The organism is Natronomonas salinimetallica (assembly GCF_013839515.1).
Lineage (GTDB): Archaea > Halobacteriota > Halobacteria > Halobacteriales > Haloarculaceae > Natronomonas.
Genome location: NZ_JACDNQ010000013.1, coordinates 34506 through 57522, shown reverse-complemented (window position 1 = coordinate 57522; position 23017 = coordinate 34506). Strand labels below are relative to the sequence as shown.

At 67.5% G+C, this 23017-nt stretch carries 21 protein-coding genes and 1 pseudogene; 13 read left to right on the top strand and 9 right to left on the bottom strand.

The window, feature by feature from the left end; all coding sequences use genetic code 11:
• Positions 1-23: 23 nt before the first annotated feature.
• Positions 24-1040 carry an amidohydrolase family protein gene (locus HZR14_RS10915; RefSeq protein ID WP_181692898.1) on the top strand — a complete coding sequence of 339 codons (1017 nt, stop codon included), beginning with the start codon at positions 24-26 and terminating at the stop codon, positions 1038-1040.
• Positions 1041-1088: 48 nt separating this feature from the next.
• Here the strand turns inward: HZR14_RS10915 and HZR14_RS10910 are convergent, their stop codons facing one another.
• The 4 genes from HZR14_RS10910 to HZR14_RS10895 form a co-directional block, all read right to left on the bottom strand.
• Positions 1089-2015, bottom strand: coding sequence for a biotin--[acetyl-CoA-carboxylase] ligase (locus HZR14_RS10910; RefSeq protein WP_181692897.1), 927 nt, complete (start codon positions 2013-2015; stop codon positions 1089-1091).
• 36 nt (positions 2016-2051) lie between these two features.
• Complete coding sequence (locus HZR14_RS10905) at positions 2052-3896, bottom strand: acetyl-CoA carboxylase biotin carboxylase subunit (protein WP_181692896.1); 1845 nt, start codon at positions 3894-3896, stop codon at positions 2052-2054.
• A 162-nt stretch (positions 3897-4058) separates the two neighbouring features.
• Positions 4059-4295, bottom strand: coding sequence for a DUF8022 family protein (locus HZR14_RS10900; protein WP_181692895.1), 237 nt, complete (start codon positions 4293-4295; stop codon positions 4059-4061).
• Between the two features lie 2 nt (positions 4296-4297).
• Entirely contained in the window at positions 4298-5842 is a 1545-nt protein-coding gene (locus tag HZR14_RS10895) for an acyl-CoA carboxylase subunit beta (RefSeq protein WP_370464976.1), read from the bottom strand.
• Between the two features lie 239 nt (positions 5843-6081).
• On the opposite strand from HZR14_RS10895, the gene HZR14_RS10890 reads away from it, so the two are divergent.
• The 3 genes from HZR14_RS10890 to sucD all read left to right on the top strand — a co-directional run bounded on the left by HZR14_RS10890 (position 6082) and on the right by sucD (position 8872).
• A complete protein-coding gene (locus tag HZR14_RS10890) occupies positions 6082-6753 on the top strand; it encodes a glycerophosphodiester phosphodiesterase (protein ID WP_181692893.1) in 672 nt (223 codons plus the stop codon).
• Between the two features lie 104 nt (positions 6754-6857).
• On the top strand, positions 6858-8006 hold the full coding sequence (sucC, locus tag HZR14_RS10885; protein ID WP_181692892.1) for an ADP-forming succinate--CoA ligase subunit beta: 1149 nt from the start codon (positions 6858-6860) through the stop codon (positions 8004-8006).
• Complete coding sequence (gene sucD, locus HZR14_RS10880; RefSeq protein ID WP_181692891.1) at positions 8003-8872, top strand: succinate--CoA ligase subunit alpha; 870 nt, start codon at positions 8003-8005, stop codon at positions 8870-8872. Before sucC ends, sucD begins: the two co-directional genes overlap by 4 nt.
• A gap of 93 nt (positions 8873-8965) precedes the next feature.
• Here sucD and HZR14_RS10875 read toward each other — a convergent pair whose 3' ends face one another.
• The gene (locus tag HZR14_RS10875) at positions 8966-9850 is read right to left on the bottom strand and encodes a hypothetical protein (protein WP_181692890.1); all 885 of its coding nucleotides are present in this window, start codon (positions 9848-9850) and stop codon (positions 8966-8968) included.
• Positions 9851-9989: 139 nt separating this feature from the next.
• On the opposite strand from HZR14_RS10875, the gene HZR14_RS10870 reads away from it, so the two are divergent.
• The 3 genes from HZR14_RS10870 to HZR14_RS10860 all read left to right on the top strand — a co-directional run bounded on the left by HZR14_RS10870 (position 9990) and on the right by HZR14_RS10860 (position 12397).
• Positions 9990-11168, top strand: coding sequence for an inorganic phosphate transporter (locus tag HZR14_RS10870; RefSeq protein WP_181692889.1), 1179 nt, complete (start codon positions 9990-9992; stop codon positions 11166-11168).
• 159 nt (positions 11169-11327) lie between these two features.
• Positions 11328-11759 (top strand): TRAM domain-containing protein, encoded by a 432-nt coding sequence (locus HZR14_RS10865; RefSeq protein ID WP_181692888.1) that lies wholly within the window; start codon positions 11328-11330, stop codon positions 11757-11759.
• A gap of 464 nt (positions 11760-12223) precedes the next feature.
• Positions 12224-12397 carry a DUF7550 family protein gene (locus HZR14_RS10860; RefSeq protein WP_181692887.1) on the top strand — a complete coding sequence of 58 codons (174 nt, stop codon included), beginning with the start codon at positions 12224-12226 and terminating at the stop codon, positions 12395-12397.
• A 75-nt stretch (positions 12398-12472) separates the two neighbouring features.
• Here the strand turns inward: HZR14_RS10860 and HZR14_RS10855 are convergent, their stop codons facing one another.
• A complete protein-coding gene (locus tag HZR14_RS10855) occupies positions 12473-13057 on the bottom strand; it encodes a diacylglycerol/polyprenol kinase family protein (RefSeq protein ID WP_181692886.1) in 585 nt (194 codons plus the stop codon).
• Between the two features lie 108 nt (positions 13058-13165).
• Between HZR14_RS10855 and HZR14_RS10850 the strand changes: the two are divergent.
• The 4 genes and pseudogenes from HZR14_RS10850 to HZR14_RS10835 all read left to right on the top strand — a co-directional run.
• Positions 13166-13444 (top strand): annotated as a pseudogene (locus tag HZR14_RS10850) (IS6 family transposase); the annotation flags it as partial.
• Between the two features lie 57 nt (positions 13445-13501).
• Entirely contained in the window at positions 13502-14764 is a 1263-nt protein-coding gene (locus HZR14_RS10845; protein WP_181692885.1) for a hypothetical protein, read from the top strand.
• Positions 14765-14872: 108 nt separating this feature from the next.
• Positions 14873-16639: an ABC transporter substrate-binding protein gene (locus HZR14_RS10840; protein ID WP_181692884.1), complete on the top strand. Its 1767-nt coding sequence runs from the start codon at positions 14873-14875 to the stop codon at positions 16637-16639.
• Complete coding sequence (locus HZR14_RS10835; protein ID WP_181692883.1) at positions 16636-17529, top strand: phosphatase PAP2 family protein; 894 nt, start codon at positions 16636-16638, stop codon at positions 17527-17529. Before HZR14_RS10840 ends, HZR14_RS10835 begins: the two co-directional genes overlap by 4 nt.
• Here the strand turns inward: HZR14_RS10835 and purL are convergent.
• Positions 17507-19681 (bottom strand): phosphoribosylformylglycinamidine synthase subunit PurL, encoded by a 2175-nt coding sequence (gene purL, locus HZR14_RS10830; protein ID WP_181692882.1) that lies wholly within the window; start codon positions 19679-19681, stop codon positions 17507-17509. The two genes, HZR14_RS10835 and purL, sit on opposite strands and share 23 nt — an antisense overlap.
• Positions 19682-19827: 146 nt before the next feature.
• Here purL and HZR14_RS10825 point away from each other — a divergent pair, with 146 nt between their 5' ends.
• Together HZR14_RS10825 and HZR14_RS10820 are read left to right on the top strand one after the other, a co-directional pair.
• Positions 19828-20505, top strand: a complete 678-nt coding sequence (locus HZR14_RS10825; protein ID WP_181692935.1) for a PHP domain-containing protein — start codon at positions 19828-19830, stop codon at positions 20503-20505.
• A 20-nt stretch (positions 20506-20525) separates the two neighbouring features.
• Positions 20526-21596: an asparagine synthase C-terminal domain-containing protein gene (locus HZR14_RS10820; RefSeq protein WP_370464978.1), complete on the top strand. Its 1071-nt coding sequence runs from the start codon at positions 20526-20528 to the stop codon at positions 21594-21596.
• Between the two features lie 147 nt (positions 21597-21743).
• Here HZR14_RS10820 and HZR14_RS10815 read toward each other — a convergent pair whose 3' ends face one another.
• On the bottom strand, positions 21744-22139 hold the full coding sequence (locus tag HZR14_RS10815) for a universal stress protein (protein WP_181692880.1): 396 nt from the start codon (positions 22137-22139) through the stop codon (positions 21744-21746).
• Between the two features lie 220 nt (positions 22140-22359).
• Positions 22360-23017: transcription initiation factor IIB (locus tag HZR14_RS14230; RefSeq protein ID WP_220132540.1), on the bottom strand; the 658-nt coding region annotated here is incomplete at its 5' end.

Here is a 23017-nt window from a genome sequence, read left to right as displayed (position 1 = left end):
ACCGCCGCGGTCCTACCGTCCGTATGGAACTGTCGGGAACGATACTCGCCGGGGCCGAGTACGAGCCAATCCGGGGTCGGGTCGTGGTCGAAGACGACGAGGTCGCGGCGATAGAGCGCGCCGAGACCGCCTCCTCGGACATCGTCTGCCCGGCGTTCGTCAACGCCCACACACATATCGGGGACTCGATCGCCAAGGAAGCCGGTCGAGGGCTCTCGCTCGACGAACTCGTCGCCCCGCCGGGCGGACTCAAACACCGGCTACTGGCCGACGCCTCCCGGGCCGAACTCGTCGCGTCGATGCGCCGAACCCTCCGGTTCATGCGGGACGGCGGCACCGGCGCGTTCGTCGAGTTCCGCGAGGGCGGGGTCGAGGGCGTCGAGGCGCTCTCGGAGGCGCTCGAGGCGCTCGATATCGAGCCGGTCGTCATGGGCCGCGAGGAGACGGACGTTCTCGACGTCGCCGACGGCTACGGCGCAAGCGGCGCGCGAGACGACGACTTCGCCTCCGAGCGGGCCGCCGCTCGCGAGCGCGGAAAGTCCTTCGGGATCCACGCCGGGGAACGCGATCCCCACGACATCAATCCGGCGCTCGATCTCGACCCCGACTTTCTCGTCCACATGGTCCACGCCGAGCCGTTGCACGTAGAACGGGTCGAGGACAGCGAGATCCCGATCGTCGTCTGTCCACGTTCGAACCTCGTCACGGGGGTCGGGGTCCCGCCGGTCGCGGACCTCCTCGAGCGGACGACGGTCGCACTCGGTACCGACAACGTGATGTTGAACAGCCCGTCGATGTTCCGGGAGATGGAGTTCGTCTCGAAGCTCTGTGACGTCTCCGCACCCGAGGTACTCCGGATGGCGACCGCCGCGGGCGCGGAGATCGCCGGCCTGAACGGCGGCATCATAGCCCCCGGGCGGGCGGCCAGGTTCGTCGTCCTCGACGGCGACTCGGACAACCTCCGTGGGGCCCACGACCCGGTCAGGGCGGTCGTCCGGCGGGCCGGTCTCGACGACGTAAAGAACGTCGTATTGCGCTGATCCGCCGGGCACGGAGACATCCCCAGATCCCGACGACGCCAGTCCGTATCAGCTCCGGGCCGGCCTGAGGTGTTCGCAGTCCCCCGCGGAGACGCGTTCTTCGCCCTCGTCGGTCGCGACCACGAGCGTCCCCGGAAACTCGACGTCGATCGCCTCGCCGACGACGTCGCCGTCGGTCGTCTCGATGCGAACCCGTCGGCCGAGCGTGCTCGTCGCTTTCCGCCAGGCCGGAAGCACGTCCTCCGGCGATCCGGTGAGATCGTCGAACCGTTCGAGAAGCGACCGTGTCAGCACCGCCCGGTCTGTATCGCCGACCTGTTCGCGGATCGTGGTCGCCGTCTCCGGGACGGCATCGCCGTCGACGTTCGCGTTGATCCCGATGCCGACGACGATCCAGGCGACGCGGTCGGCCTCGCCCGCCATCTCGGTGAGGATCCCGACGAGTTTTCTTCCGCCGACGAGGACGTCGTTCGGCCACTTGATCTCGGCGTCGACGCCGATCCCGTCCAACGCGTCGGCGGTCGCGGCGGCCGCGGCGAGCGTGTAGATCGGTGCCTGTGCGGGCGGTACGTCGGGGCGACAGACGAGGCTGAGCCAGATCCCCCCCGACGGCGAGGCCCACTCCCGGTCGAGCCGTCCCCGGGCCCCGGTCTGTTCGTCCGCGAGGACCGCAACCCCCGATTCGCCGGCCACGGCCAGCTCCCGGGCGCGGTCGTTCGTGCTCCCGATCGAGTCGTGATACTCGATCTCGAAGGGGGCCGACAGCCCATACTCGACGCCCCCCGCGCCGAACTCCGGAACCGAGTCCAACACGTAGCCGTCCCCGTGGCTCTCGACGCCGAATCCCTCCTCGCGGAGCGTCTCGATGTGCTTCCACACCGCCGCCCGCGAGACGTCGAGTTCCTCGGCCAACTCCGGTCCCGACACCGGCCCCGCCGAGAGCGCATCCAGAACGGCCCGTCGAGTCTCCTGCATACTCGTACTCTCGGCTGTAGCTATTTCAAGATAGCCTCATTCGAGAACGACGAGCGGATCGCCCTGATCGACTGAATCGCCCTCCGAAAACGTGATCTCGATGACCGTACCGCCCGTCTCCGCGATCACGTCGTTCTCCATCTTCATCGCCTCGAGCACGCAGATCACGTCGCCGGCGGCGACCGAGTCGCCCTCCTCGACGTCGACCGAGAGGATCGTTCCCTGCATCTCCGCGCTGACGACCTCGCCATCGGCCGTGACATCGGGGCCGTCGTCGCCGTCGTCGCCGCGGCCGCGGGTCGGCCGCTGGGCCGTCGACTCCGAGTCCGCTCCCGACGCGTCGGCCACCGCCGCGAACTGGCCGCTCTCCTCGACGTTGACGTCGAAGCGCTTGCCGTTGACCTCGACGGTGAACTCCCGTTCGACGGTCTCTTCGTCCCCGTCGGTATCCGTCGACTCGGCGTCCGTCCCCCACCGCTCTTGGGCCGCCTCGACGCGCTCCGGGTCGAGGTGTTCGTCCAGGTATTTCGTCGTGTGCGTGCCGGCGGTGAAGGCGTCGTCTTCGAGCATCAGCCGGTGGAAGGGGATGACCGTGGGGATCCCCTCGACGTCGTACTCCGAAAGCGCCCGCTCCGAGCGGGCGAAACACTCCGATCGGTCCCCGGCGTGGACGATGAGCTTTCCGATCATCGAATCGTAATCGGTGACGAGGTCGTCGCCCTGCCGGAGCGCGTCGTCGACGCGGACGCCGATCCCGCCGGGCGGGTCGTAGGTCGCGAGTTCGCCGCCCGTCGCGGGGGCGAACTCCTCGGCGGCGTTCTCGGCGTTGATCCGGAACTCGATGGCGTGACCGTCGAGTTCGACGTCCTCCTGGGCGAAGTCGATCTCCTCGCCGGCGGCGATCTTGAGCTGCCACTTGACGATGTCGACGCCCGTCAGTTCCTCGGTAACGCAGTGTTCGACCTGAATCCTGGTGTTGACCTCGAGGAAGTAGAAGTTCGCGTCCGGCCCGAGCAATTCGCCGTCCTCGCGGTCTTCCTCCTCGACGAGGAACTCGAAGGTGCCGGCGTTGTAGTAGTCGGCCGCGTCCGCGCCCCGGCGAGCCGCTTTGCCGATCCTCTCGCGGAGTTCCTCCGAGAGCGCGGGCGAGGGACCCTCCTCGATGACCTTCTGGTGTCGGCGCTGGAGCGAACAGTCCCGCTCGCCGAGGTGGCGGACGTTGCCGTACTCGTCGGCCAGGATCTGTACCTCGATGTGTCTGGGGTTCTCGAGGTATCGTTCGAGATATACGGAGTCGTTGTCGAAGTACGCCTCGCCCTCCCGTTTGGCGGCGTCGAGTTGGTCGGACACCTCCTCGGGGCCGTGGACGATCTTCATACCGCGGCCGCCGCCGCCGCCCTCGGCTTTGATCGCGATCGGGTAGCCGTACTCCTCGCCGAACGCCTCGACCTCCGAGGCGTCCGTGACGGGGTCGGTCGTTCCGGGGACGATCGGGACGTCCGCGGACTTCATGACGCTTCGGGCTTTCGTCTTCTCGCCGGCCTGTTCCATCGCTTCCGGGGAGGGGCCGACCCAGGTTACGTCGTCGGTCGCCTCGACGGCGGCCGCGAACTCCGCGTTCTCCGCGAGGAACCCGTAGCCGGGGTGGATCGCGTCCGCGTCGGCCTTCCTTGCGGCCTCGATGACCGCGTCGTGATCGAGATAGGAGTCGGCCGCACGCGCCGGGCCGATGTTGTACGCCTCGTCCGCGTAGCGGACGTGGCCGCCGTGTTTGTCGGCGTCACTGTAGACGGCGACGGTCTCGACGCCGAGATCCTCACAGGCACGCATCACGCGGACCGCGATCTCGCCACGGTTCGCAACGAGTACCGTATCGAACATGATTGTTCGACCGGTGTGACGGCGAGTACCTTATTCTATCGATCGATGCCGATCCGACTGGTAGATCGATGCCGATCCGGCCGAGTGTATAAATACCCCCGTGATCCGGGGGCCGTTCCGCAGACGTACGGTGTCGATCCGTCCGCCCGGCGGCGCTCCGGCCTAGAAGCGATCCGTCCGCCCGGCGGCGCTCCAGTCGTCGGTCGGCGCGCCGTTCGGCGTGCGGACGCCGCGACTCTGGAGCCCCTCGATTCGGCCGGTGAACCCCCACGGATCGCGGGACGGCCCCGTCTCCCCGTTGCTCGCCGCCGCCTCGGCCTCCGCGGCGAGTGTTCGGAATACGGCAGCGATCGCGGCCGCCTCCGCCCCGTCGGCGTCGTCGGGAATATCGAGTTTCATCGCTACAGCGGGATGTTCCCGTGTTTCTTGTCGGGCTGGTCCTTGCGCTTGGATTCGAGCATCTCGAGGTCGTGGATCAGCCGTGGCCGCGTCTCGGTGGGTTCGAGCACGTCGTCGATGAAGCCGCGTTCGGCGGCGGTGAAGGGGTTTGCGAAGGTGTCACGGTACTCCTCGATGAGTTGGTCGCGGCGGGCCTCGACGTCGTCGGCGTCGGCCAACTCGTCGCGATAGAGCACGTTGACCGCGCCCTTCGGACCCATGACGGCGATCTCGGCGGTCGGCCACGCGTAGTTGACGTCGGCTTCGAGATGTTTCGACGCCATCACGTCGTAGGCACCGCCGTAGGCCTTCCGGGTGATGACCGTGAGAAGCGGGACGGTCGCCTCGCTGTACGCATAGAGGAGCTTCGCGCCGTGTTTGATGATCCCGTTGTGCTCTTGATCGGTGCCGGGCATAAAGCCGGGCACGTCGACAAACGTGACGATCGGGATGTTGAACGCATCACAAAAGCGGACAAAGCGACCCCCCTTCAGCGAGGCGTCGATGTCGAGCGTGCCGGCGTTGACGCGCGGCTGGTTCGCGACGATACCGACCGAGCGGCCGTCGAGCCGACCGAACCCCGTCACGAGGTTGCGGGCGTAGGACTCGGCGACCTCGAAAAAGGAGCCGTCGTCGACGATCCGGTCGATCACGTCGACGATGTCGTAGGGCTTTCGCGGCTGGTCGGGGACGATCTCCTCGAGGTCGTCGGCGCGGCGCTCGGGGTCGTCCCACGGCTCGACGCGTGGCGGGTCCTCGACGTTGTTCGAGGGGAGATACGAGAGCAGATACCGGATGTCGTCGAGCGCCTCCTTCTCGTCGGCCGCGGAGAAGTGGGCCACGCCCGACTCGCCGGTGTGGGTGCTCGCGCCGCCCAGCTCCTCGAAGCCGACCTCCTCGCCGGTGACCGTCTCGATGACGTCGGGGCCGGTGATGAACATGTGGCTCGTGTCCTGTACCATGTAGATGAAGTCGGTGATCGCCGGCGAGTAGACCGCACCGCCGGCACAGGGACCCATGATCGCCGAGATCTGGGGGACGACGCCGGAGGCTTTCTGATTACGGTGGAAGATGTCGGCGTAGCCGGCCAGCGAGTCGATCCCCTCCTGGATCCGCGCGCCCGCCGAGTCGTTGAGCCCGATGATCGGCGCGCCGGTCTCTATGGCCCGGTCCATCACCTTACAGACCTTCTCGGCGAAGGCCTCCCCGAGCGAGCCGCCGAAGACCGTAAAGTCGTGTGCGAAGACGAAGACGGTCCGGCCGTCGACCTCGCCGTAGCCGGTGACGACGCCGTCGCCGTAGGGCTGTTCGTCGTCCATATCGAAGTTGGTACACCGATGCGTTTTCAGCTGGTCGAACTCCTCGAAGGTGCCGTCGTCGAGGAAGTACTCGACGCGCTCGCGAGCGGTCAGTTTGCCCCGTTCGTGTTGTTTTTCGATGCGTTCTTCGCCCCCGCCGCGCTCGGCGTCGCGCTTCTTTTCGCGTACCTCATCGATGCTGTCATCCATAGTCATGGTGGGTCTTGGTCGGGAAACGACCAGCAACGAAAAAGGCGTTCCGCTATCGTGGCGGCCCGCGGAGCGGACCCAACACGGCCGGCCAATCCGGCGTAGATGTACTCACAACGTGTTTCGGGCGTGCTCAGCTGTCGGATGGCCCGTTCGCGTTCCCGGTACTCGGCCGTGAGCCGATCCGCGCCCGGTCGGAAGTCGACACGCACTTACTTATACATAAAAAACGGTCCCGCATGCGTCTCATCGCCCATCGGGGCTTTCGCTCGGTGTATCCGGAAAACACGATCCGCGCGATCGAGGCCGCCGCCGCGGTCGCCGACGGGATCGAGATCGACGTCCGCCGGTGTGCGAGCGGCGAACTCGTCGTCATTCACGACGAAACGGTCGATCGAGTCACCGACGGGCACGGGGCCGTCGCCGACCACACCCGGGCCGACCTCGGCGCGCTCGATGTCCTCGAAAGCGGGGAGGGAGTTCCGATGCTCGCCGAAGCCCTGCGGGCGGTCCCGGACCACGTCGGCGTCAACGTCGAACTCAAAGAGCCCGGGACGGAAGCCGACGCGCTCGGCTGTCTCTCCTCGGAGCATCCCCAGGCGATCGTCTCGTCGTTCCACCGGGACGTCCTCGCGGACTGCCGGGACATCGACCCGACGGTCCCACGGGCGTACCTGACGTACGACGCGGGGACGGACGGCGTCGACGCCGCGATCGACCTCGACTGTGAGTTCTTTCACCCCCCGGCGGAGGGGTGTACGGATCGGATCGTCGCCGGGGCACACCGCGCCGGCATGAGCGTCACGGCCTGGACGATCGATTCGGCCACCGAGACGGAACGACTCGCTGATATCGGCGTCGACGGTGTGATCGCCGACCGGCCGGACGTCCTCGCCGAGGAGGCGTCGTAGAGACCGATCCGTTTCGGGTGACGCGCCGATCCGTTTCGGGTGACGCGCCGATCCGTTTCGGTACTACTAACTCCAGGTCGTTCGACATTTCGGCCGAACCAGCGATGAAACTTCACGAATACCAAGCGAAGGGCGTGTTCGCCGACGCCGGGATCCCCGTTCCGGACTCGACGCTTGCCTCGACCGTCGACGACGCCGTCACGGCGGCCGACGACATCGGGTACCCCGTCGCGATCAAAGCGCAGGTACAGGTCGGTGGACGCGGCAAAGCCGGCGGAATCGAACTCGTCGACGACGCCGAGGAGGCCCGCGAGGCGGCCGACGACATCCTTGGGATGGACCTCAAAGGGCTCCACGTCGACCGCGTGCTCGTCGAGGCGGCCGTCGACTTTACCGACGAGCTCTACGTCGGCGTCACGATGGACCGCGCCGAGGGCAGGCCCGTCGCGATGGTGTCGACCCGTGGCGGCGTCAACATCGAGGAGGTCGCAGAAGAGGAGCCAGACGCCATCGTCCGCGAGCACATCGACCCGGCGTTCGGCATGCACCCCTACCAGGCACGGAAGGCGGCATTCGAGGCCGGCATCGACCGCGAAGTCGCGATCGACGCCGCCTCGATTCTCACCCAGCTATACGAACTCTGGGACGACAAGGACGCCACGGAGATCGAAGTCAACCCCCTCATGGTCACGGCCGACGACGAGGTCATCGCCGCGGACGCGGTCATGAACATCGACGAGGACGCGCTGTTCCGTCACCCCGACCTCGCCGAGATGGAGGAGGAGGCCGCGGGCGACGACCTCGAGGCCAAGGCCAACGAGTACGGCTTCGATTACGTCCGTCTGTCGGGCAACACGGGCATCATCGGCAACGGTGCCGGCCTCGTCATGACGACGCTGGATCTGGTCGATTACTACGGCGGCGAACCCGCCAACTTCCTCGATATCGGCGGCGGCGCGAAGGCCGAGCGGGTGACGAACGCCCTCGATATGGTGTTCTCCGACGAGAACGTCGACTCGGTCGTGTTCAACATCTTCGGGGGGATCACCCGTGGTGACGAGGTCGCGATGGGCATCAACGAGGCCCTAGAGCAGTTCGACGAAATCCCGAAGAAAGTCGTCGTCAGACTCGCCGGGACCAACGCCGAGGAGGGCATGGAGATCCTGAACACGGACCTCGTAACGGTCGAGGAGACGCTGGAGGACGCCGTCCAGCGTGCGGTCGAATACGCCGACGCGGAGGAAGAACAATGAGCATCCTAGTCGACAACGACACGCGCGTCGTGGTACAGGGGATCACGGGCGGTGAGGGGAAGTTCCACACCGGCCAGATGATCGAGTACGGGACCAACGTCGTCGCGGGCGCGGTGCCCGGACGCGGCGGCCAAGACGTCGACGGCATCCCCGTCTACGACACCGTCCACGAGGCCGCCCGCGAGGAGGACGCGAACGCTTCGGTCGTCTTCGTCCCGCCGGCGTTCGCCGCCGACGCGCTCTTCGAGGCGCTCGACTCGCCCGTCGACCTCGTCGTCGCGATCACCGAGGGCGTCCCCCAACAGGACATGGGGAAGGTCTACCGGAAACTCGGGGAGACCGACACCCACCTGATCGGGCCGAACTGCCCCGGCCTCATCACTCCCGGCGAGGCGAAACTCGGGATCCTCCCCGGCAACATCTTCGCGGAGGGCAACGTCGGGCTGGTTTCGCGCTCCGGGACGCTCACCTACCAGGTCGTCGACAACCTCACCCAGCGCGGAATCGGCCAGACCTCGGCGGTCGGGATCGGCGGTGACCCCATCATCGGGACCGACTTCGTCGACGCCCTCGAACTCTTCGAGAACGACCCCGACACGGAGGCCGTCGCGATGTGCGGCGAGATCGGCGGCGAGGACGAAGAGGAGGCCGCGGCGTTCATCGGCGAGTACATGGACACCCCCGTCGCCGCCTTCATCGCCGGGCGAACCGCCCCGCCGGGCAAGCGGATGGGCCACGCCGGTGCCATCGTCTCCGGTTCCGGGACCGGCACCGCCGAGTCGAAAATCAGTGCTCTGAACGACGCGGGCGTCCCGGTCGGCGACACGCCCAACGAGGTCGCAGACCACATCGAGGACTTGCTGTAGGCCGTTTCGGCAGCGCTCTTTTGTTTCGAAGAACGGGGACGGAGAGCCCCGGGGTCGGCCGAAGCGGGTCACCGACCGAAACCGAGGGGCACGCTACTCGGGGGCTTCACCGCCAGCGCTATCGCCGTCAGCGTCATTGCTCTCCTCAGCGTCGTTCGCATCGGTGTCGTCACCTTCGCCGGCGGCTTTTAGGCTCCCTTCGAGCGTTTCTTCGACTTTGTTTCCGACCGTCTCTTCGACCGTCTCCTCGACTTTATCGCCGACGGTCTTTGCGACCGTCTCCTCGACCGTCTCTTCAACCTTGTCACCGACCGTCTCCTCGACCTTGTCACCGACCGTCTCCTCGACCGTCTCTTCAACCTTGTCACCGACCGTCTCCTCGACCGTCTCTTCAACCTTGTCACCGACCGTCTCCTCGACCGTCTCTTTGACCGTATCGCCGACCGCCTCCTCGACGGTTCCGCTCACCTCTTCACTGACGGTGTCGCTGACGTCCTCGGCCACGTCTTCGACTTCCTTGCCGACGGTCTTTTCGACCTCCTTGCTGACCGTATCGCCGACGGTCTTTTCGACCTCCTTGCTGACCGTATCGCCGACGGTCTTTTCGACCTCCTTGCTGACCGTATCGCCGACGGTCTTTTCGACCTCCTTGCCGACGGTATCGCCGACGGCCTTTTCGACTTCTTTACTGACCGAATCGCCGACGGTCTTTTCGACCTCCTTGCCGACGGTATCGCCGACGGCCTTTTCGACCTCCTCGCCCACCGTTTCTTCGACCCGGGTTGCGACCTCCCTCGTCATCCAGTCGGGGTCGAATCGCGACATCTTCCAGACGATGTGGATGACGTAGGAGATGATGACACCCAGACCGAACGCGATGCCGATTCCCGTGCCGGCGACGACGATCAGCGTGATCGCGGCGAGGATGGCCACACCGTAGGCGAGGTCGACGATAAAGTCGACGCGGTTCGGATTCATCGACACTCACACTCCCCGTGGGACGCCGTCGAGAACATACCCGAACGGTCGGTCTCGGGACGGGAAAACCCATCCATCCGCGCTTGCGGGGGCGAGGGGAGATGAATCGGTTTAATATCGTTCGACGTGTTCTGTGACTGTGTTCGAACTCCTCTTGCTCTCCGTCGGTGTCGGCGTCGCCCTCTTCGTCGGATTCAATATCGGCGGGGCGACAACAGGGCCGGCGTTCGGCCCGGCGGTCGGTGCGGACGCGATCTCGAAGACCGGAGCCGCGGGGCTAATGGCGGTCTTCTTTTTGATCGGTGGGTGGACGATCGGCCGGCAGGTCGTCGACACGCTGGGAAACGAACTCGTCACCGATCCCGGCGTGTTCACGATCCACTCCAGCATCGTCGTGTTGTTTTTCATCGGCGGGGCGCTGTTCATCGGCAACTACTACGGGGTGCCCGCCTCGACGTCGATGACCGCCGTCGGCGCTATCGCGGGCCTCGGCGTCGCGACGGACGCGCTGAATTGGGTCGTGATGGGCGAGATCGCCGTCTGGTGGATCGTTGCCCCGATCGTCGGCTTTTGGGTTTCGGGGATGGTCGGCCGGTATTTTTATACCCGAATCAACGAGTGGGTGGCGATCACCTCCACGCCGGGGCCGCTGGTCGAGATCGACCGGACCGGCGTCGTTCCCCGACCCGTCACGGGCCCCAACACCACCCGGCGCGAGCTCGTCGGGGCCATCGTCGTCGTCTCGATCGGCTGTCTGATGGCCTTCTCCTCCGGGACGTCGAACATCGCGAACGCGATCGCGCCGCTCGTCGGGGCCGGCGTCGACATCGATCTGATGATCCTGCTCGGCTGTGGGGCCGTCGCGGTCGGTGCGTTTACCATCGCCCGCCGCACGCTCGATACGCTCGGCAACGACATCACCGAACTGCCGCTGACGGCGGCTATCGTCGTCGCGGTCATCTCCTCGGCGATCGTGATCGGCCTCTCCGCGATCGGCATTCCGGCGTCGTTCGTGATCATCGCGACGACTTCGATCATCGGCCTCGGCTGGGGACGGGCGACCCGGACGACGACCCTCCCCGACGTCGTCCGGGGCGAAAAGGAGACGAACGTCTCGATCGGCGCGTTGACGGCCGAAACCCCCGGCGAGGAGGCACCGGCGATCGGTGAGGAAGAACCCGAGGACATCCCGAGCGCGGGCGATCTGTTCGATCCCGCGACGACGGGGCGGGTGATCGTCATGCAGAACGTCGTTCCGCTCCTCTCGACCGTCGGTGCGTACGTCACGTTCTCCGTGTTGTTCCGGTTCGTATGGTGACCGGGGGGCGTTTCGTACGCTTCGACCGTCGGTTCGACCGCGGCCGCCACGGATGCGATTGATCCGCGGCTGTCCCGAGACAGCGGAGGTTCGGACGGTTGATTATAGCCGGCAGTATCAAGTATCCCGAACGCCATTCCTCGGATACGAGGCCACTACATGGAGATCTCAGATCGCCTTAAATGTCTGTTTACTGCCGAGATCGAGCGCGCCGACGGCTCCTACGTCATCGACGTCCCCGAACAGGAGGTACAACTCGGAGGGCTACGAGCGAACGACACCTATCGCGTGGCCATCCTCCCGTCGCCGTCGTCCCCGGAGAACGGATCCGAGTCGTCCGAGACGGAACCACGCCCGGAACCGGACGAGGAGTACGACACGCCCGCGCCCCCCGTAGAGGAGGGCGACCAGCGGCGCGTCGAGATCGAGGACATCGGCGAACAGGGCGACGGCATCACTCGCGTCGAGCGCGGATTCGTCGTTATCGTCCCCGATACGGACAAAGGCGAGCGGGTGGTCGTCGAAATCACCGACGTCGCGGAGACCGTGGCCTTCGGCGAGGTCGTCGAACGGCTGAGCTATTACGAATGACGTCCTCTGTGCCGTGAACGGGGAGCGACTACGTCCCTCGGACAGCCGGGTATCGCCCGACGACGGCGCGGGGGGCCTCCATGGTGGTTTCGGCCGTACCGATCCCCGAACGCGACGCGTCCGACACGGCGGACAATCGATGTGAGAAAGCCCCCGTCAGTCGGCCGCCCGGAGCGGATGAGCGCTCAGGGGCCCACAGGATCGGCGATAGCCGACGGCGGCGTGGCCTCCCCCCGTGGTTTTCCCCCGCGGCGTCCCCCACCCGGAGGCTATCGCGTCCAGTGTTCCGCTTGATACTGCCGGACGTCCGTTCGTGAACATCCGACTCGGTACATGTCCAAACCGCCGGTCGAACGTGCGTATAGACTGGCCCGCGATTCAGGTCGGTACGTCCGACAGTATGGATCGCCCTGGCCACCGGATCGAAGCGGTAGCTCAAAGTGGCGGGCGTCCGGAGTGGGGGTATGACCGAGGAGACGGACCACGAGGACCACGACCACCACCCACACGAACCGACGTCGGCGCGCTCGACCGCGCCCCAAAGCGACTACACCGGGCGGGACGTGGTCGTCGGGGCACTCATCGCGTTGCTCGGCCTGTCTGTCACCTTCGGCGTCCCGCTGGCGGTCCTTTTATAAAAATTCGCGGATATCCGTACGCTTCCCAGCCGCCGTTTTCCCCCGGCCGTCGTCCCGTCGATCACCACTCCCGGATCACCCGAGCACCAACGCCACCCACATCGCGCCCCCCGCGAACAGGGGGATAGTGAGGTTATCGTCGACGACGTAGCCGTTTATCATCGGCTTGACGCCGTCGGCGACGGTCGCACCGAGCGCGCCGGCGACCGCCACGTACAACGGGACGAACGGGGACGCCAACAGCAGACAGACCGAGAACATCCCGACGAGAACGCGCAACCGAGCGATCCGGCGGAGCGTGCCGCCGGAAAGCATTCCGCTGACCGGATCGCCGAGCGTCAACATGAAAAGCGCCGGAACGGCGAGCGTCGGTTCGAAGACGAAGACGGTGACCGTCGCCCCCAGTGCGTACATCGCGTAGCCGGCGACGGTGTCCTGTTCGTACTCGCGGGCCAGCCGCTCGTAGATCGGGTGGTCGAACCCGCCGTACAGTCGGGCCGCCTCGAGCCCGAAGATCACGAGGAGGCCGACGACTGCGAGCGCCTGGACCGCAGACCACGTGAGGAGTCCGGTCTCGAGGATCCGCGTGTCGAGGAGGTACGCGCCCGGAACGACGGCTCCCGAGGCGTGGACGAGCCGACGGCCGATCTCGAGGCCCATATGGGATCGCTACCGCCAGAACCGTTATATCGGTTGCCCATTCGCCCGGACGTCCCGTCGGATCGATCCGACCTCCGTCCCCGAACGGGGTAGTGTTCAGATAAAAACGTTCTCGCCCACGCGCTCTTTGTCGAACTCCGCGAGAAACATGACGTTGAAACCGCCGTGTTTCTCATCGATGGCGCTGCACCGCTGAAAGACGCCTGTCACCGACATGGCCTCGATTTCAGATACGAAAAACATGGAAATCGGAACAGTGCCGAACGTGTCTTTCGCGAGGTGAAACAGCGAACTACCAGCTTCTCAAACTGTTTCAGCGACGCCGAAGCAGACACCGCCGACGAGTGGCTTCGATCGTTCGCCTTCGCATGGAATCAGCTTATCTGAACACTACCGGCCGCGACCGACCGCAAATATATCACCCACGGAACACACATCGGAACAATGACCCGATCGGACGGCGCTTCCGGCTTCGAGGGCGACGCCGCATGGATCGCGGTCGCGCTCGTGCTCGTCGCCTCGCTCGGTGGCGCGGTCGTCCTCGCCGAGTGGCCGCTTCGGGGCGTCCAGCCCGAATCGCCCGAGGCCCCCCACCTCGTCGAACCGTCCGAGGGCGGAACGAAGCTTTGGCCCTACACGGCCCGCGCCCGCGAGTACCGGAGCCGGACGCTCGGGATCAACGTGGTGCTCTACGGCGATCCCGACCGGGGCCGCGCGGCGCTGACCGGTCGCTCCGGGCTGGACGCCGCGGACGGTCCCGGGGACGCGGAGGCCGACAGCGGGACGATCTCACACGAACGGATCGACGTCGACCCCGACGCGGCGTCGGTGACGGACCTCGTCTCCTGGACGAACGCGACGGGGGCGACGCGATACACGTACGTCGAGGTCGACGGGGCGGGCGTCTGGATGGAGGCGTCCTACGAGCTCCACGACGGGACGTACCTGGGCCACCGGACCCACATCCGAGCCTACGAGGATCCGGCCGGGGGGTGGACGGCCGTCCAGATCCACGCCGAACACTGGGATTGGTTCCGCCTCAGACACACGGTCACCGGGATCAGCGAGCCACAGCGGGACCTCGAGGGCGAGTTCGTGGCTCGATCTGACACCGGGCGCGTAGTCCGGGTGCCGTTCGGGAACGATACCGCCGACGGCGACGGGTGGGCCAGCGGCATCCACCTCGTCGGCGGGGTCGGTTCGCTCCTCGTCGTCGGCCTCCTCGGCCGATCCCGTCGGGCGTCGCGGACGGCGGGGCGGTGCCTCCGGCATCGGTGCCGCGAGGTGACACTGGGGGCGGGGCTGTTCGCGGCCTACACGGCCGTCCGGTGGCTCGGAATCGCCGGCGAATCCCTGTTTCCGGCCGTCTCGCCGAAGATCGTCGCCGCCCCGTTGTACGTCGTCCTCGTCGTCGGGCTCCCGGCGCTCGCCTACTCGCTCGGCCGCGGCAGCGACGCCATCTGGGCGTTCGCCTTCGCCGCGCTCGGCCTCGGTGGGGCGATCGTCGTCGACTACGCGGCGATGGGGACGTCGGTGGTGCCGTTGCGCGTCGTGCTCCACCGCGGGAGCGTCGTCCTCGCCGTCGGGCTGCTCGCCGTCGGCGGGGCCGACGCCACGGACACCGAGGGGTGGCCGCCGCCGCCGCTTCTCGTCGGGGCGGCGGCGTGGGCGGTCGTGATCGCCGCGCCGGTATTCGGTCTCCTCTGACGCCGACTACCCAGTCGGCGACCGGCGAGCGGCCACGAAACGCGTCGCCCCGGCCGGCGGTCTCCGACGAAGGGGTTTATACGGGTCGACGCGCCAGTATCGGGGGAGATGGTTCCCGACGGCGTCGGCGACCGTCGCGCGTTCCTCGCGGGCGCGACGGGTGCGATCGCGGCCGCGAGCGGCTGTCTCGGTGGGATGCGGAACCTCGCCGGGCGGGCTCGGACCGATCAGCTGTCGCTTCGGATCTCGACCGTCCCGGCCAGCCACGACCCCTACGCGGTCCGGATCGCGAACCGGCTTGCGGCCAACCTCGAGCGCGCCGGGATCGCCGCGACCGTCGATCCGATGAGCCCGGACGTGTTGCTCCGGGAGACGCTTCTCAACCACGATTTCGACCTGTACGTCGCCAGATACCCGAGCCGGGGCGATCCGGACGAGCTCCGGTCGATGCTGTACTCCGCCTACGGCGAGGAGGCGGGCTGGCAGAACCCCTTCGGGTTCAGCGACCTCGAGACGGACGGGCTACTCGACGAACAGCGGACGGTTCCGGACTCGGAGCGCCCCGAGGTGATCGGCGAGTTACAGCGGCGGATCGTCAGACACCAACCCTTCACTGTCGTCGGGTTTCCCGACCGAATCGGGGCGGTGCGGGACGGTCAATTCGAGGCGTGGCCCGAGGGCGGGCTCGCGGACCCGACCGCGTACCTGCGACTCGACCGCGTCGATGGGAAATCGACCCTCCGTCTGTCGCTCCGGAACGGCCGAATCACCCGAAATCGGAACCCGATCGCGGCCGAACACCGCGACCGGGGCGCGCTCACGGGGCTCCTCTATGAGTCGCTGCTCCGGACTGGTGGGGATCCGGCCGACCCGATCCCGTGGCTCGCCCGACGGGTCGAGTGGGATCCGGAGGGATCGCCGGCCGCGACCGTCCGGCTCCGCGAGACGAAGTGGCACGACGGCGAAGCGTTCACCGCCCGCGACGTCGCCTTCACGTACGGCTTCCTCAAGGACACCTCGATCGGCGGGTTCGACACCCCCGTGCCGACCCCATGGCGGCGCGGCCGGCTCTCGCTCGTCGACGCCGTCGACGTCCGTTCGACCGACGAACTACGGATCGAGTTCACGACCGAAAACCGGACACTCGCCCACAGGGCACTCTCGGTCCCGATACTGCCGGCCCACGTCTGGTGGGACCGGGCGGGGTCGGCCGACATCGCCGGGATCGACCTCGTCGGCGGGACGACGGAGGCGCTCGTCACCCCGAACGAGGCCGCGATTGGCAGCGGCCCCCTCCGCTTCGAGGCTGCCACCGCCGACGAGTCGCTGTCGCTCGTCGAGTTCCCAGAGCACTTCCTGCACGCCGGCGACACCGGCGGGATTCCCGATCGGCTCTCGGACCCGCCGCGGTTCGATCGGGTCGAGTTCGACGTCGTCCCCTCCCACGACGCGGCCGTCGAACTGCTCGCCGCCGACGAGGTCGACGCGTCGGCGGACGGACTCGGGGCGTCCGTCGTCCCCCGGATCGTTCGGGCCGACGAGGTCTCTCTGGCGACCGACCGATCCGAGGAGTTCTACCATATCGGCTATAACTGCCGGCGGTCGCCGATGACGGATCCGCGGTTCCGCCGGACGGTCGCACGACATCTCGATCGAACGGCCCTCACCGACGACGTGTTCGGCGGATACGGCACCCCCGCCGAGACGCCCCTCGGCGGGCGCTGGGTCCCCGCCGAACTCGAGTGGGACGGGGCGGCAAGACTGTCGTTTCTCGGCACCGAGGGCGAGTTGAACGTCGACCGCGCCCGGGAGACGTTCCGCGAGGCCGGCTACCAGTACGACGGGGACCGCCTCGTCAGGAGAGCCCCGTCGTGACGTTCGCGTTCGTCGTCGGCCGAGTAGTGTTCGTCGTCGCCGTCGCCGTCACCGTCGCCGCAGTGACCATCGTCGGCCCCGGCCGCCTCGTCGAGACCCGCCGGACGTTCCGGGAGCGATTCGACGCGATCGTACCGTACGTCGGCCTCCTTGCGGTCGTCCTCGTTGCGAACAAGGTCGCACGCGACGTCGGCCCGGAGGTCTCGGAGCTCGTCGGGATCCGGATAACTGGGTGGCTCCGGCGTGTCGACGGCCGGTTGCTGTGGCCGCTGTACCCGAACGACACGCCACAGGTCGTCGCCTGGTTACAATCGATGGCGACCCCGGAACTGACGGCGTACTTCTCGTTGGTGTACGTCTACGGCTACGTCTTCTTGCTCGTCTTCCCGCTCGTCGCGTACGTCTCGCTCCCGCGCCCCGAACCGATCCGTCGGACGATGATCGCCTACGGGGCGAACTATCTCATCGGCGTGCTCTGTTACGTCGCCTTCGTCGCCTACGGCCCCCGGAACCTCATCGTCGAGCAGGCCGAGGGACTGTTGTACACCCAGTACACCCACTACCAGTTCGTCACGAACGCGGTCAACGACGAGACGAACGTCTTCCCGTCGCTGCACACGTCGATGGCCGTGACCGCCGCGTTGCTCGCGTGGACCACCCGCGAGGAGTACCCGATCTGGGTGCCGATATCGGCCGTTCTCGCCGTCAGCGTCGTCGTCTCGACGATGTATCTCGGGATCCACTGGGCGACCGACGTGCTCTTCGGAATCGCGCTGGGGTGGGTAAGCGTCGCCATCGGACGGCGCTTCGAAACCACACCGCCGACCGTCAGCGGGTTCAAAGACCGTCTCGACGGCCTCAAAAACGCTATTCCAGTCCGTCGGCGATGACGTCGCGCAGCGTCGCGATCCGGTCGGCGGTGTAGGTGAGCGTCTCCTCGCCGACGGTGAGATCGAGGCGGCCGTCGTCCGTCGTCTCGCCGATCGCCTCAACCGAGACGCCGTCCGGAGCCTGTTCGCGGACCGCGTCGGGGTCGGCCGTCTCGACGACGACCCGGCCGGCCGCCTCCGAAAAGAGCGCCTCGAGCGCGGAGTCGCCCGGAAGGCTCACCTCGGCCCCGACGTCGCCCGGAAGGCTCACCTCGGCCCCGACGTCGCCGACCATCTCCGCGAGGGTGACTGCCACCCCGCCGTGGCTCACGTCGTGAACCGCGAGCGTGCTCTCGAGGTCGGCGACGTCCGCGACGGTCGCGACGAGTTCGGGGGCCGCCTCCGGAACCGCGGGGAAGCGATCCGTTCCGCCGAACTGCGAGAGCAGTTCCGATCCGCCGAGAGCGCGGTCCTCGCCGGCCGCGACGACCAGCAACTCGCTTTCGCCCCCACCGTCGAGGGCGCTTCCGGGCGCGTCGTAGCCGGGGTTCGTCCCCGCCATCGCGAGCGTCGGCGTCGGCGGGATCGGCCCCGCGACCGAGTCGTTGTACAGCGAGACGTTGCCGCCGACCACGGGGACGCCGAGATCGGCGCACATGTCCGCCAGCCCGTCCACGATCGCCCGGAAGCCGCCGTAGACCTCCGGCTTTTCGGGGTTGCCGCCGTTGAGACAGTCCACCGCGGCAAGCGGTGTCGCCCCCGTCGTGGCGAGGTTGACCGCGTTCTCGAGGGCGACCGCACGCGCGCCCTCGTACGGGGCCGCCTCCGTCCAGTTCGGGTCGGCCCCGGAGCTAAAGGCGAGTCCGATCCCGTCCCTTCGGATGGCGAGCAACGCCGCGTCGTCGCCCGGTTTCTGCGCCGTCCGGGTGCCGACCTCGTGGTCGTACTGCCGGTATATCCACGCCTTGGAGGCCGTGTTCGGCGACCCGACGACCGCCTCGAAGGCCTCGTCGAGCGCCGGGTCGGGCCGGTCGCGCTCCGGGGCCGGCGGCTCGGCGTGCTCGAGGTCGTTCATCGGGGCACCGTCGGCGAGGTACTCGGCGTCGACGTCGACGACGGTGTCGCCGTCCATCGTACAGACGTAGTTTCCATCGGCCACCTCGCCGATGACCGAGCAGCCGAGGTCGTACTTTTCGGCGGTGGCCTCGACGGCCTCGACGTCGTCCGGACGGACCTCATAACACATCCGTTCTTGGGACTCGGCGAGCAGGATCTCCATCGCGTTCATGTTCGGCTCGCGCTGGTGGACCCGGTCGAGTTCGATGTGGGCACCGAGGCCGCCCTTCGCGACGAGTTCCGAGGAGGCTCCGCCGAGGCCGGCCGCCCCCAAATCGCGGGACGCACGGAGCAAGCCGGCGTCGACCAGTTCCTCGTTGGCTTCGATGAGCCGCTTTTCGGCGTAGGGATCGCCGACCTGTACCGCGGGCCGGTCCTCGGTCTCCGCGTCCTCGCTCAGGTCCTCGCTAGCGAAGGAGGCACCGCCGAGACCGTCGCGCCCGGTCGCGTTGCCGACGAGGACGAGTTTGTTGCCCGGCGATTTGGCCTCGGCGGTCACCAGCCGATCCCCGTTTGTCACGCCGATACAGGCGACGTTGACCAGTGGGTTGCCCTCGTAGCCGTCGTGGAAGGACGCGCTGCCGGTTACCGTCGGAACGCCGATACAGTTGCCGTAGTGGGAGATGCCCTCGACGACGCCCTCGAGGAGGTACTTCGAGTGTTCGCGGTCGAACCCGCCGAAATAGAGGCTGTCGGCGAGCGCGATCGGGTACGCGCCCATCGAGAGGGTGTCGCGGACGATTCCGCCGACGCCGGTCGCCGCGCCGTCGAAGGGGTCGACGTAGGATGGGTGGTTGTGGCTCTCGATCCCCATCGTGACGTAGGTGTCGCTGTTTTCGCCCGTCTCGGGGTCGGGCAACGCGAGCACGGCGGCGTCGTCACCGGGGCCGACGACGACGCGCTCACCCTCGCTTTCGAAGGCCGAAAGCAGCGGCCGCGAGGAGCGGTACGCACAGTGTTCACTCCAGAGGTTCTCGAACAGCACGCTCTCCGTGGGTGTTGGATCGCGCCCCAGCGCTTCGGTGACGAGTTCGCGGTCCGACGGGGGGAGACTCATTCATCCGTATGCTTCTTTCGCCGAAATAAATCGCTTTTCATATGCATGTTCGTGGATACCCGCGGGCAACGCCGCCGGCACCGGCCGGCGTGGCCGCGGGCGCTCGGACCGGCGGACTTTTTATCGCAGCTATCGAAGAGCATGACGTGTTGTCGGTCGAGCTCCACGCACATTCGGAACTGTCCTACGACGGGCGCGACCAGATCGAGTTGCTCCTAGAGCAGGCCGAGGCCGTCGGCCTCGACGCCCTCGCCGTCACCGACCACGACGAGATCGACGCCTCCCTGGAGGCGGCGGCGCTGGCCGAGGAGTACGGTCTCGTCGGCATCCCCGGTATGGAGGTCTCGAGCGCCGCCGGCCACGTGTTGGCCCTCGGTATCGAGGAACTCGTACCGGCGGGGCTGAGCTACGACGAGACGCTCGATCGAATCGCCTCGCTGGGCGGGGTCGCCGTGATCCCGCACCCGTTTCAGTCCTCGCGACACGGCGTCGCCGCCCACATCAGCCGCGGGCAACTCGTCGCGGCCGACGCCATCGAGGTGTACAACTCCCGGCTGTTCACCGGGCGGGCCAACCGACAGGCCGAGCGGTTCGCTGGGGACCACGACCTCCCGATGACCGCCGGCAGCGACGCCCACATCGCCGAGATGGTCGGGCAGGCGATCACCGAGGTCGACGCCTACCACCGGAGCGCGGAAGGGATCCTCGACGCCGTCGTCGACGGACGGACGAGCGTCGTCGGCAAGCGGACGCCGTGGTTTATAAGCGTTCAGCAGTTCGGCGGCGGGGTCAAACGCCGGCTGGCGTCGATGCTCCCATGGTGAGCAACGGCGGCCCCGACCCGATCGACGGCGCGACCCCCCAAGCGGTCCGAGCGGCCATCGAACGCGGGGAGGCGCTTTCGGGTACCGACGGGTTCGCGGGCGAGATCGACGGCCGACTCGTCCGGGACGTCCTGGGGCGGTATCCGCTGTTTTCGGAGGCCGACGATCCGACGGAGTGGAGCTTCGACCCGACGGACCTCTCCGATCCGACGCCGGTTCCGGCGGGCCACGCCCGCGGCGGCTCGGGCGAGACGAAACTGTGGACGCTGCCCGATCCAGCCCCCGTCGCCGACGGCGAACGTGCTGTCGCGGCCGTCCGGGAGGCGGTCGTGGATTCGGTCGACGCCGTCGAGGGTGAGCCGCCGATCGGCTTCTCCGGCGGCCTCGACTCCTCGATTCTCGCGGCGCGGCTCGACGGGCCGCTGTACGTCGGTGGTTTCGAGGGCAGCCACGACGTCGAGGCCGCGCGCTCGGCCGCGGCGGCGCTCGGCCGTGAGCTTCGGGTCGTCGAGTTCAGCCACGCCGACATCGAGCGTGGAATCCCCGCCCTCGTCGAGGCGACGGGGCGGACGAACCCGATGGATCTCCAGATCGCGCTCCCGCTGTATCTCGTCGCGGAAGCCGTCGCCGCCGACGGCCACGACCGCCTCGCGCTCGGGCAGGGTGCCGACGAACTGTTCGGCGGCTACGCGAAGATCGCAAAGGCCCCCGACGACCACCGCGTCGAGGCCGATACGGTCCGGGGTGCGGCCCGCGAGACCGTCCGGACGCTCCCGCGACAGCTCGAGCGCGACGTGTTGGCCCTGCGGGCCGCCGGGGTCGACCCCGTCGTTCCGCTGCTCTCCGATCGCGTGATCGAGGCCGCACTCCGGCTGCCGGATCGGTGTCTCGTCTGCGGCGGCGAACGGAAGGTCGCACTCCGGCGTGCGGCCGACTTCCTGCCGACGGCGATCCGATCGCGCGAAAAAAAAGCCGTCCAGTACGGCAGCCTCCTCGCGCGGGAATTCGATCGTCTGGCGCGACAGGCCGGGTTCAAAAAGCGCATGGACGACCACCTCGGGCAGTACGTCGAATCGATGCGATCGGAGTGAGCGGCGACGCTCGCTACGGATGGCCGCCGTGGGCGACGACGGACGGCCGCCGTGGGCGACGACGGACGACTCCGTCCCTTCCACTCGCTCCGATGGAGTCGAGCCGTTCGTCCTGTCGAGTCGCTGGCGGTGTCGAGGCTTCGCGTCTCAGGCTCCTTCCGTGGGACAGAACAGAACCGGGATGTCGCTGTCCAGCATGACCGACTGTGAGACGCTGCCGAAGACGGCCTTCCCGGCCGGGGTCCGGCTGCGACCGGCGAGACAGATGACGTCGGCGTCTTTGTCCTCGCCGTAGGAAACGATCTGCTCGGCCGGCGAACCGCTCGTCTCGGCGAACACCGTCTCGATCCCCGACTCTTCGAGGATGTCGTGTGCCTCGCGGGCGGAACCGATCTGGCTCACGTTCGCGCCCTCGACGTTCTCGGTGAAGACGTGGAGGACGGTGACGGTCACGTCGTCGCCCCAATCGAGGGTCGCGACGTTCTCCGCGGCGAGTTTGGCACGGGTCTCGTTGTCGTCGACGGCGAGTAGGATGTGTGTCATGTCTCAGTCGTTCCTACACGCCCTGTGGGTTAATTCCTGTGGCCTGTCGTTTCGTTTCCGTGGCCTGTCGTTTCGTTTCCGTGGCCTGTCGTTTCGTTTCCGTGGCCTGTCGTTTCGTTTCCGTGGCCTGTCGTTTCGTTCCGCGATCCGCCGTCCGGCGGCCCGGACCGTCCTCTCGCCTCGGGACGCCCTCCCCGTGGGCGGGTCCCCGGCCGCGGCGTCAGCGACCCGCTTCCTGTTCGACCTCGAGCAGTTCGTGATAGCGGTTGCGGATGGTGACCTCGGAGATGTCCGCGACCTCCGAGACAGCCTTCTGTGTGACCTTCTCGTTGGTGAGAAGGGAGGCGGCGTAGACGGCGGCGGCGGCGAGGCCGACCGGCGATTTCCCCGAGTGGACCCCGGCGTCGCGCGCCCCGTCGAGCAGCGTCCGGGCGCGCCGTTCGGCCTCCTCGGAGAGGTCGAGGCCGCTCGCAAAGCGCGGGACGTAGCTCTTCGGGTCGGCGGGTGCGATTTCGAGGCCGAGTTCGCGGGCGACGTAGCGGTACGTGCGGGCGATCTCGCTTTTTTCGACGCGGGAGACCCCCGCGACCTCGTCGAGGCTACGCGGCGTGCCGGCCTGCTTCGCGGCGGCGTACAGCGCAGCGGTAGCGACGCCCTCGATGGAGCGGCCGGGGAGGAGGTTTTCGTCGAGCGCGCGTCGGTAGATGACGCTTGCGGTTTCGCGGACGTTTTCGGGGAGGCCGAGCGCGGAGGCCATTCGATCGATTTCGCCGAGGGCCTGTTTGAGGTTGCGTTCCTTGGAGTCACGCGTCCGGAAGCGCTCGTTCCACTTGCGGAGTCGCTGCATCTTCTGGCGCTGTCTCGATCCCAGCGAGTTC

Bases quoted from the DNA above. Each gene is read 5' to 3' on its own strand.
- HZR14_RS10855 (WP_181692886.1), bottom strand. From the start codon at position 13,057: ATGGGCCTCGAGATCGGCCGTCGGCTCGTCCACGCCTCGGGAGCCGTC.
- HZR14_RS10895 (WP_370464976.1), bottom strand. From the start codon at position 5,842: ATGGATGACAGCATCGATGAGGTACGCGAAAAGAAGCGCGACGCCGAG.
- HZR14_RS10840 (WP_181692884.1), top strand. From the start codon at position 14,873: ATGGTTCCCGACGGCGTCGGCGACCGTCGCGCGTTCCTCGCGGGCGCG.
- HZR14_RS10860 (WP_181692887.1), top strand. From the start codon at position 12,224: ATGACCGAGGAGACGGACCACGAGGACCACGACCACCACCCACACGAA.
- HZR14_RS10845 (WP_181692885.1), top strand. From the start codon at position 13,502: ATGACCCGATCGGACGGCGCTTCCGGCTTCGAGGGCGACGCCGCATGG.
- sucC (WP_181692892.1), top strand. From the start codon at position 6,858: ATGAAACTTCACGAATACCAAGCGAAGGGCGTGTTCGCCGACGCCGGG.
- HZR14_RS10900 (WP_181692895.1), bottom strand. From the start codon at position 4,295: ATGAAACTCGATATTCCCGACGACGCCGACGGGGCGGAGGCGGCCGCG.
- HZR14_RS10815 (WP_181692880.1), bottom strand. From the start codon at position 22,139: ATGACACACATCCTACTCGCCGTCGACGACAACGAGACCCGTGCCAAA.
- HZR14_RS10915 (WP_181692898.1), top strand. From the start codon at position 24: ATGGAACTGTCGGGAACGATACTCGCCGGGGCCGAGTACGAGCCAATC.
- sucD (WP_181692891.1), top strand. From the start codon at position 8,003: ATGAGCATCCTAGTCGACAACGACACGCGCGTCGTGGTACAGGGGATC.
- HZR14_RS10865 (WP_181692888.1), top strand. From the start codon at position 11,328: ATGGAGATCTCAGATCGCCTTAAATGTCTGTTTACTGCCGAGATCGAG.
- HZR14_RS10890 (WP_181692893.1), top strand. From the start codon at position 6,082: ATGCGTCTCATCGCCCATCGGGGCTTTCGCTCGGTGTATCCGGAAAAC.
- HZR14_RS10905 (WP_181692896.1), bottom strand. From the start codon at position 3,896: ATGTTCGATACGGTACTCGTTGCGAACCGTGGCGAGATCGCGGTCCGC.
- HZR14_RS10910 (WP_181692897.1), bottom strand. From the start codon at position 2,015: ATGCAGGAGACTCGACGGGCCGTTCTGGATGCGCTCTCGGCGGGGCCG.
- HZR14_RS10875 (WP_181692890.1), bottom strand. From the start codon at position 9,850: ATGAATCCGAACCGCGTCGACTTTATCGTCGACCTCGCCTACGGTGTG.
- purL (WP_181692882.1), bottom strand. From the start codon at position 19,681: ATGAGTCTCCCCCCGTCGGACCGCGAACTCGTCACCGAAGCGCTGGGG.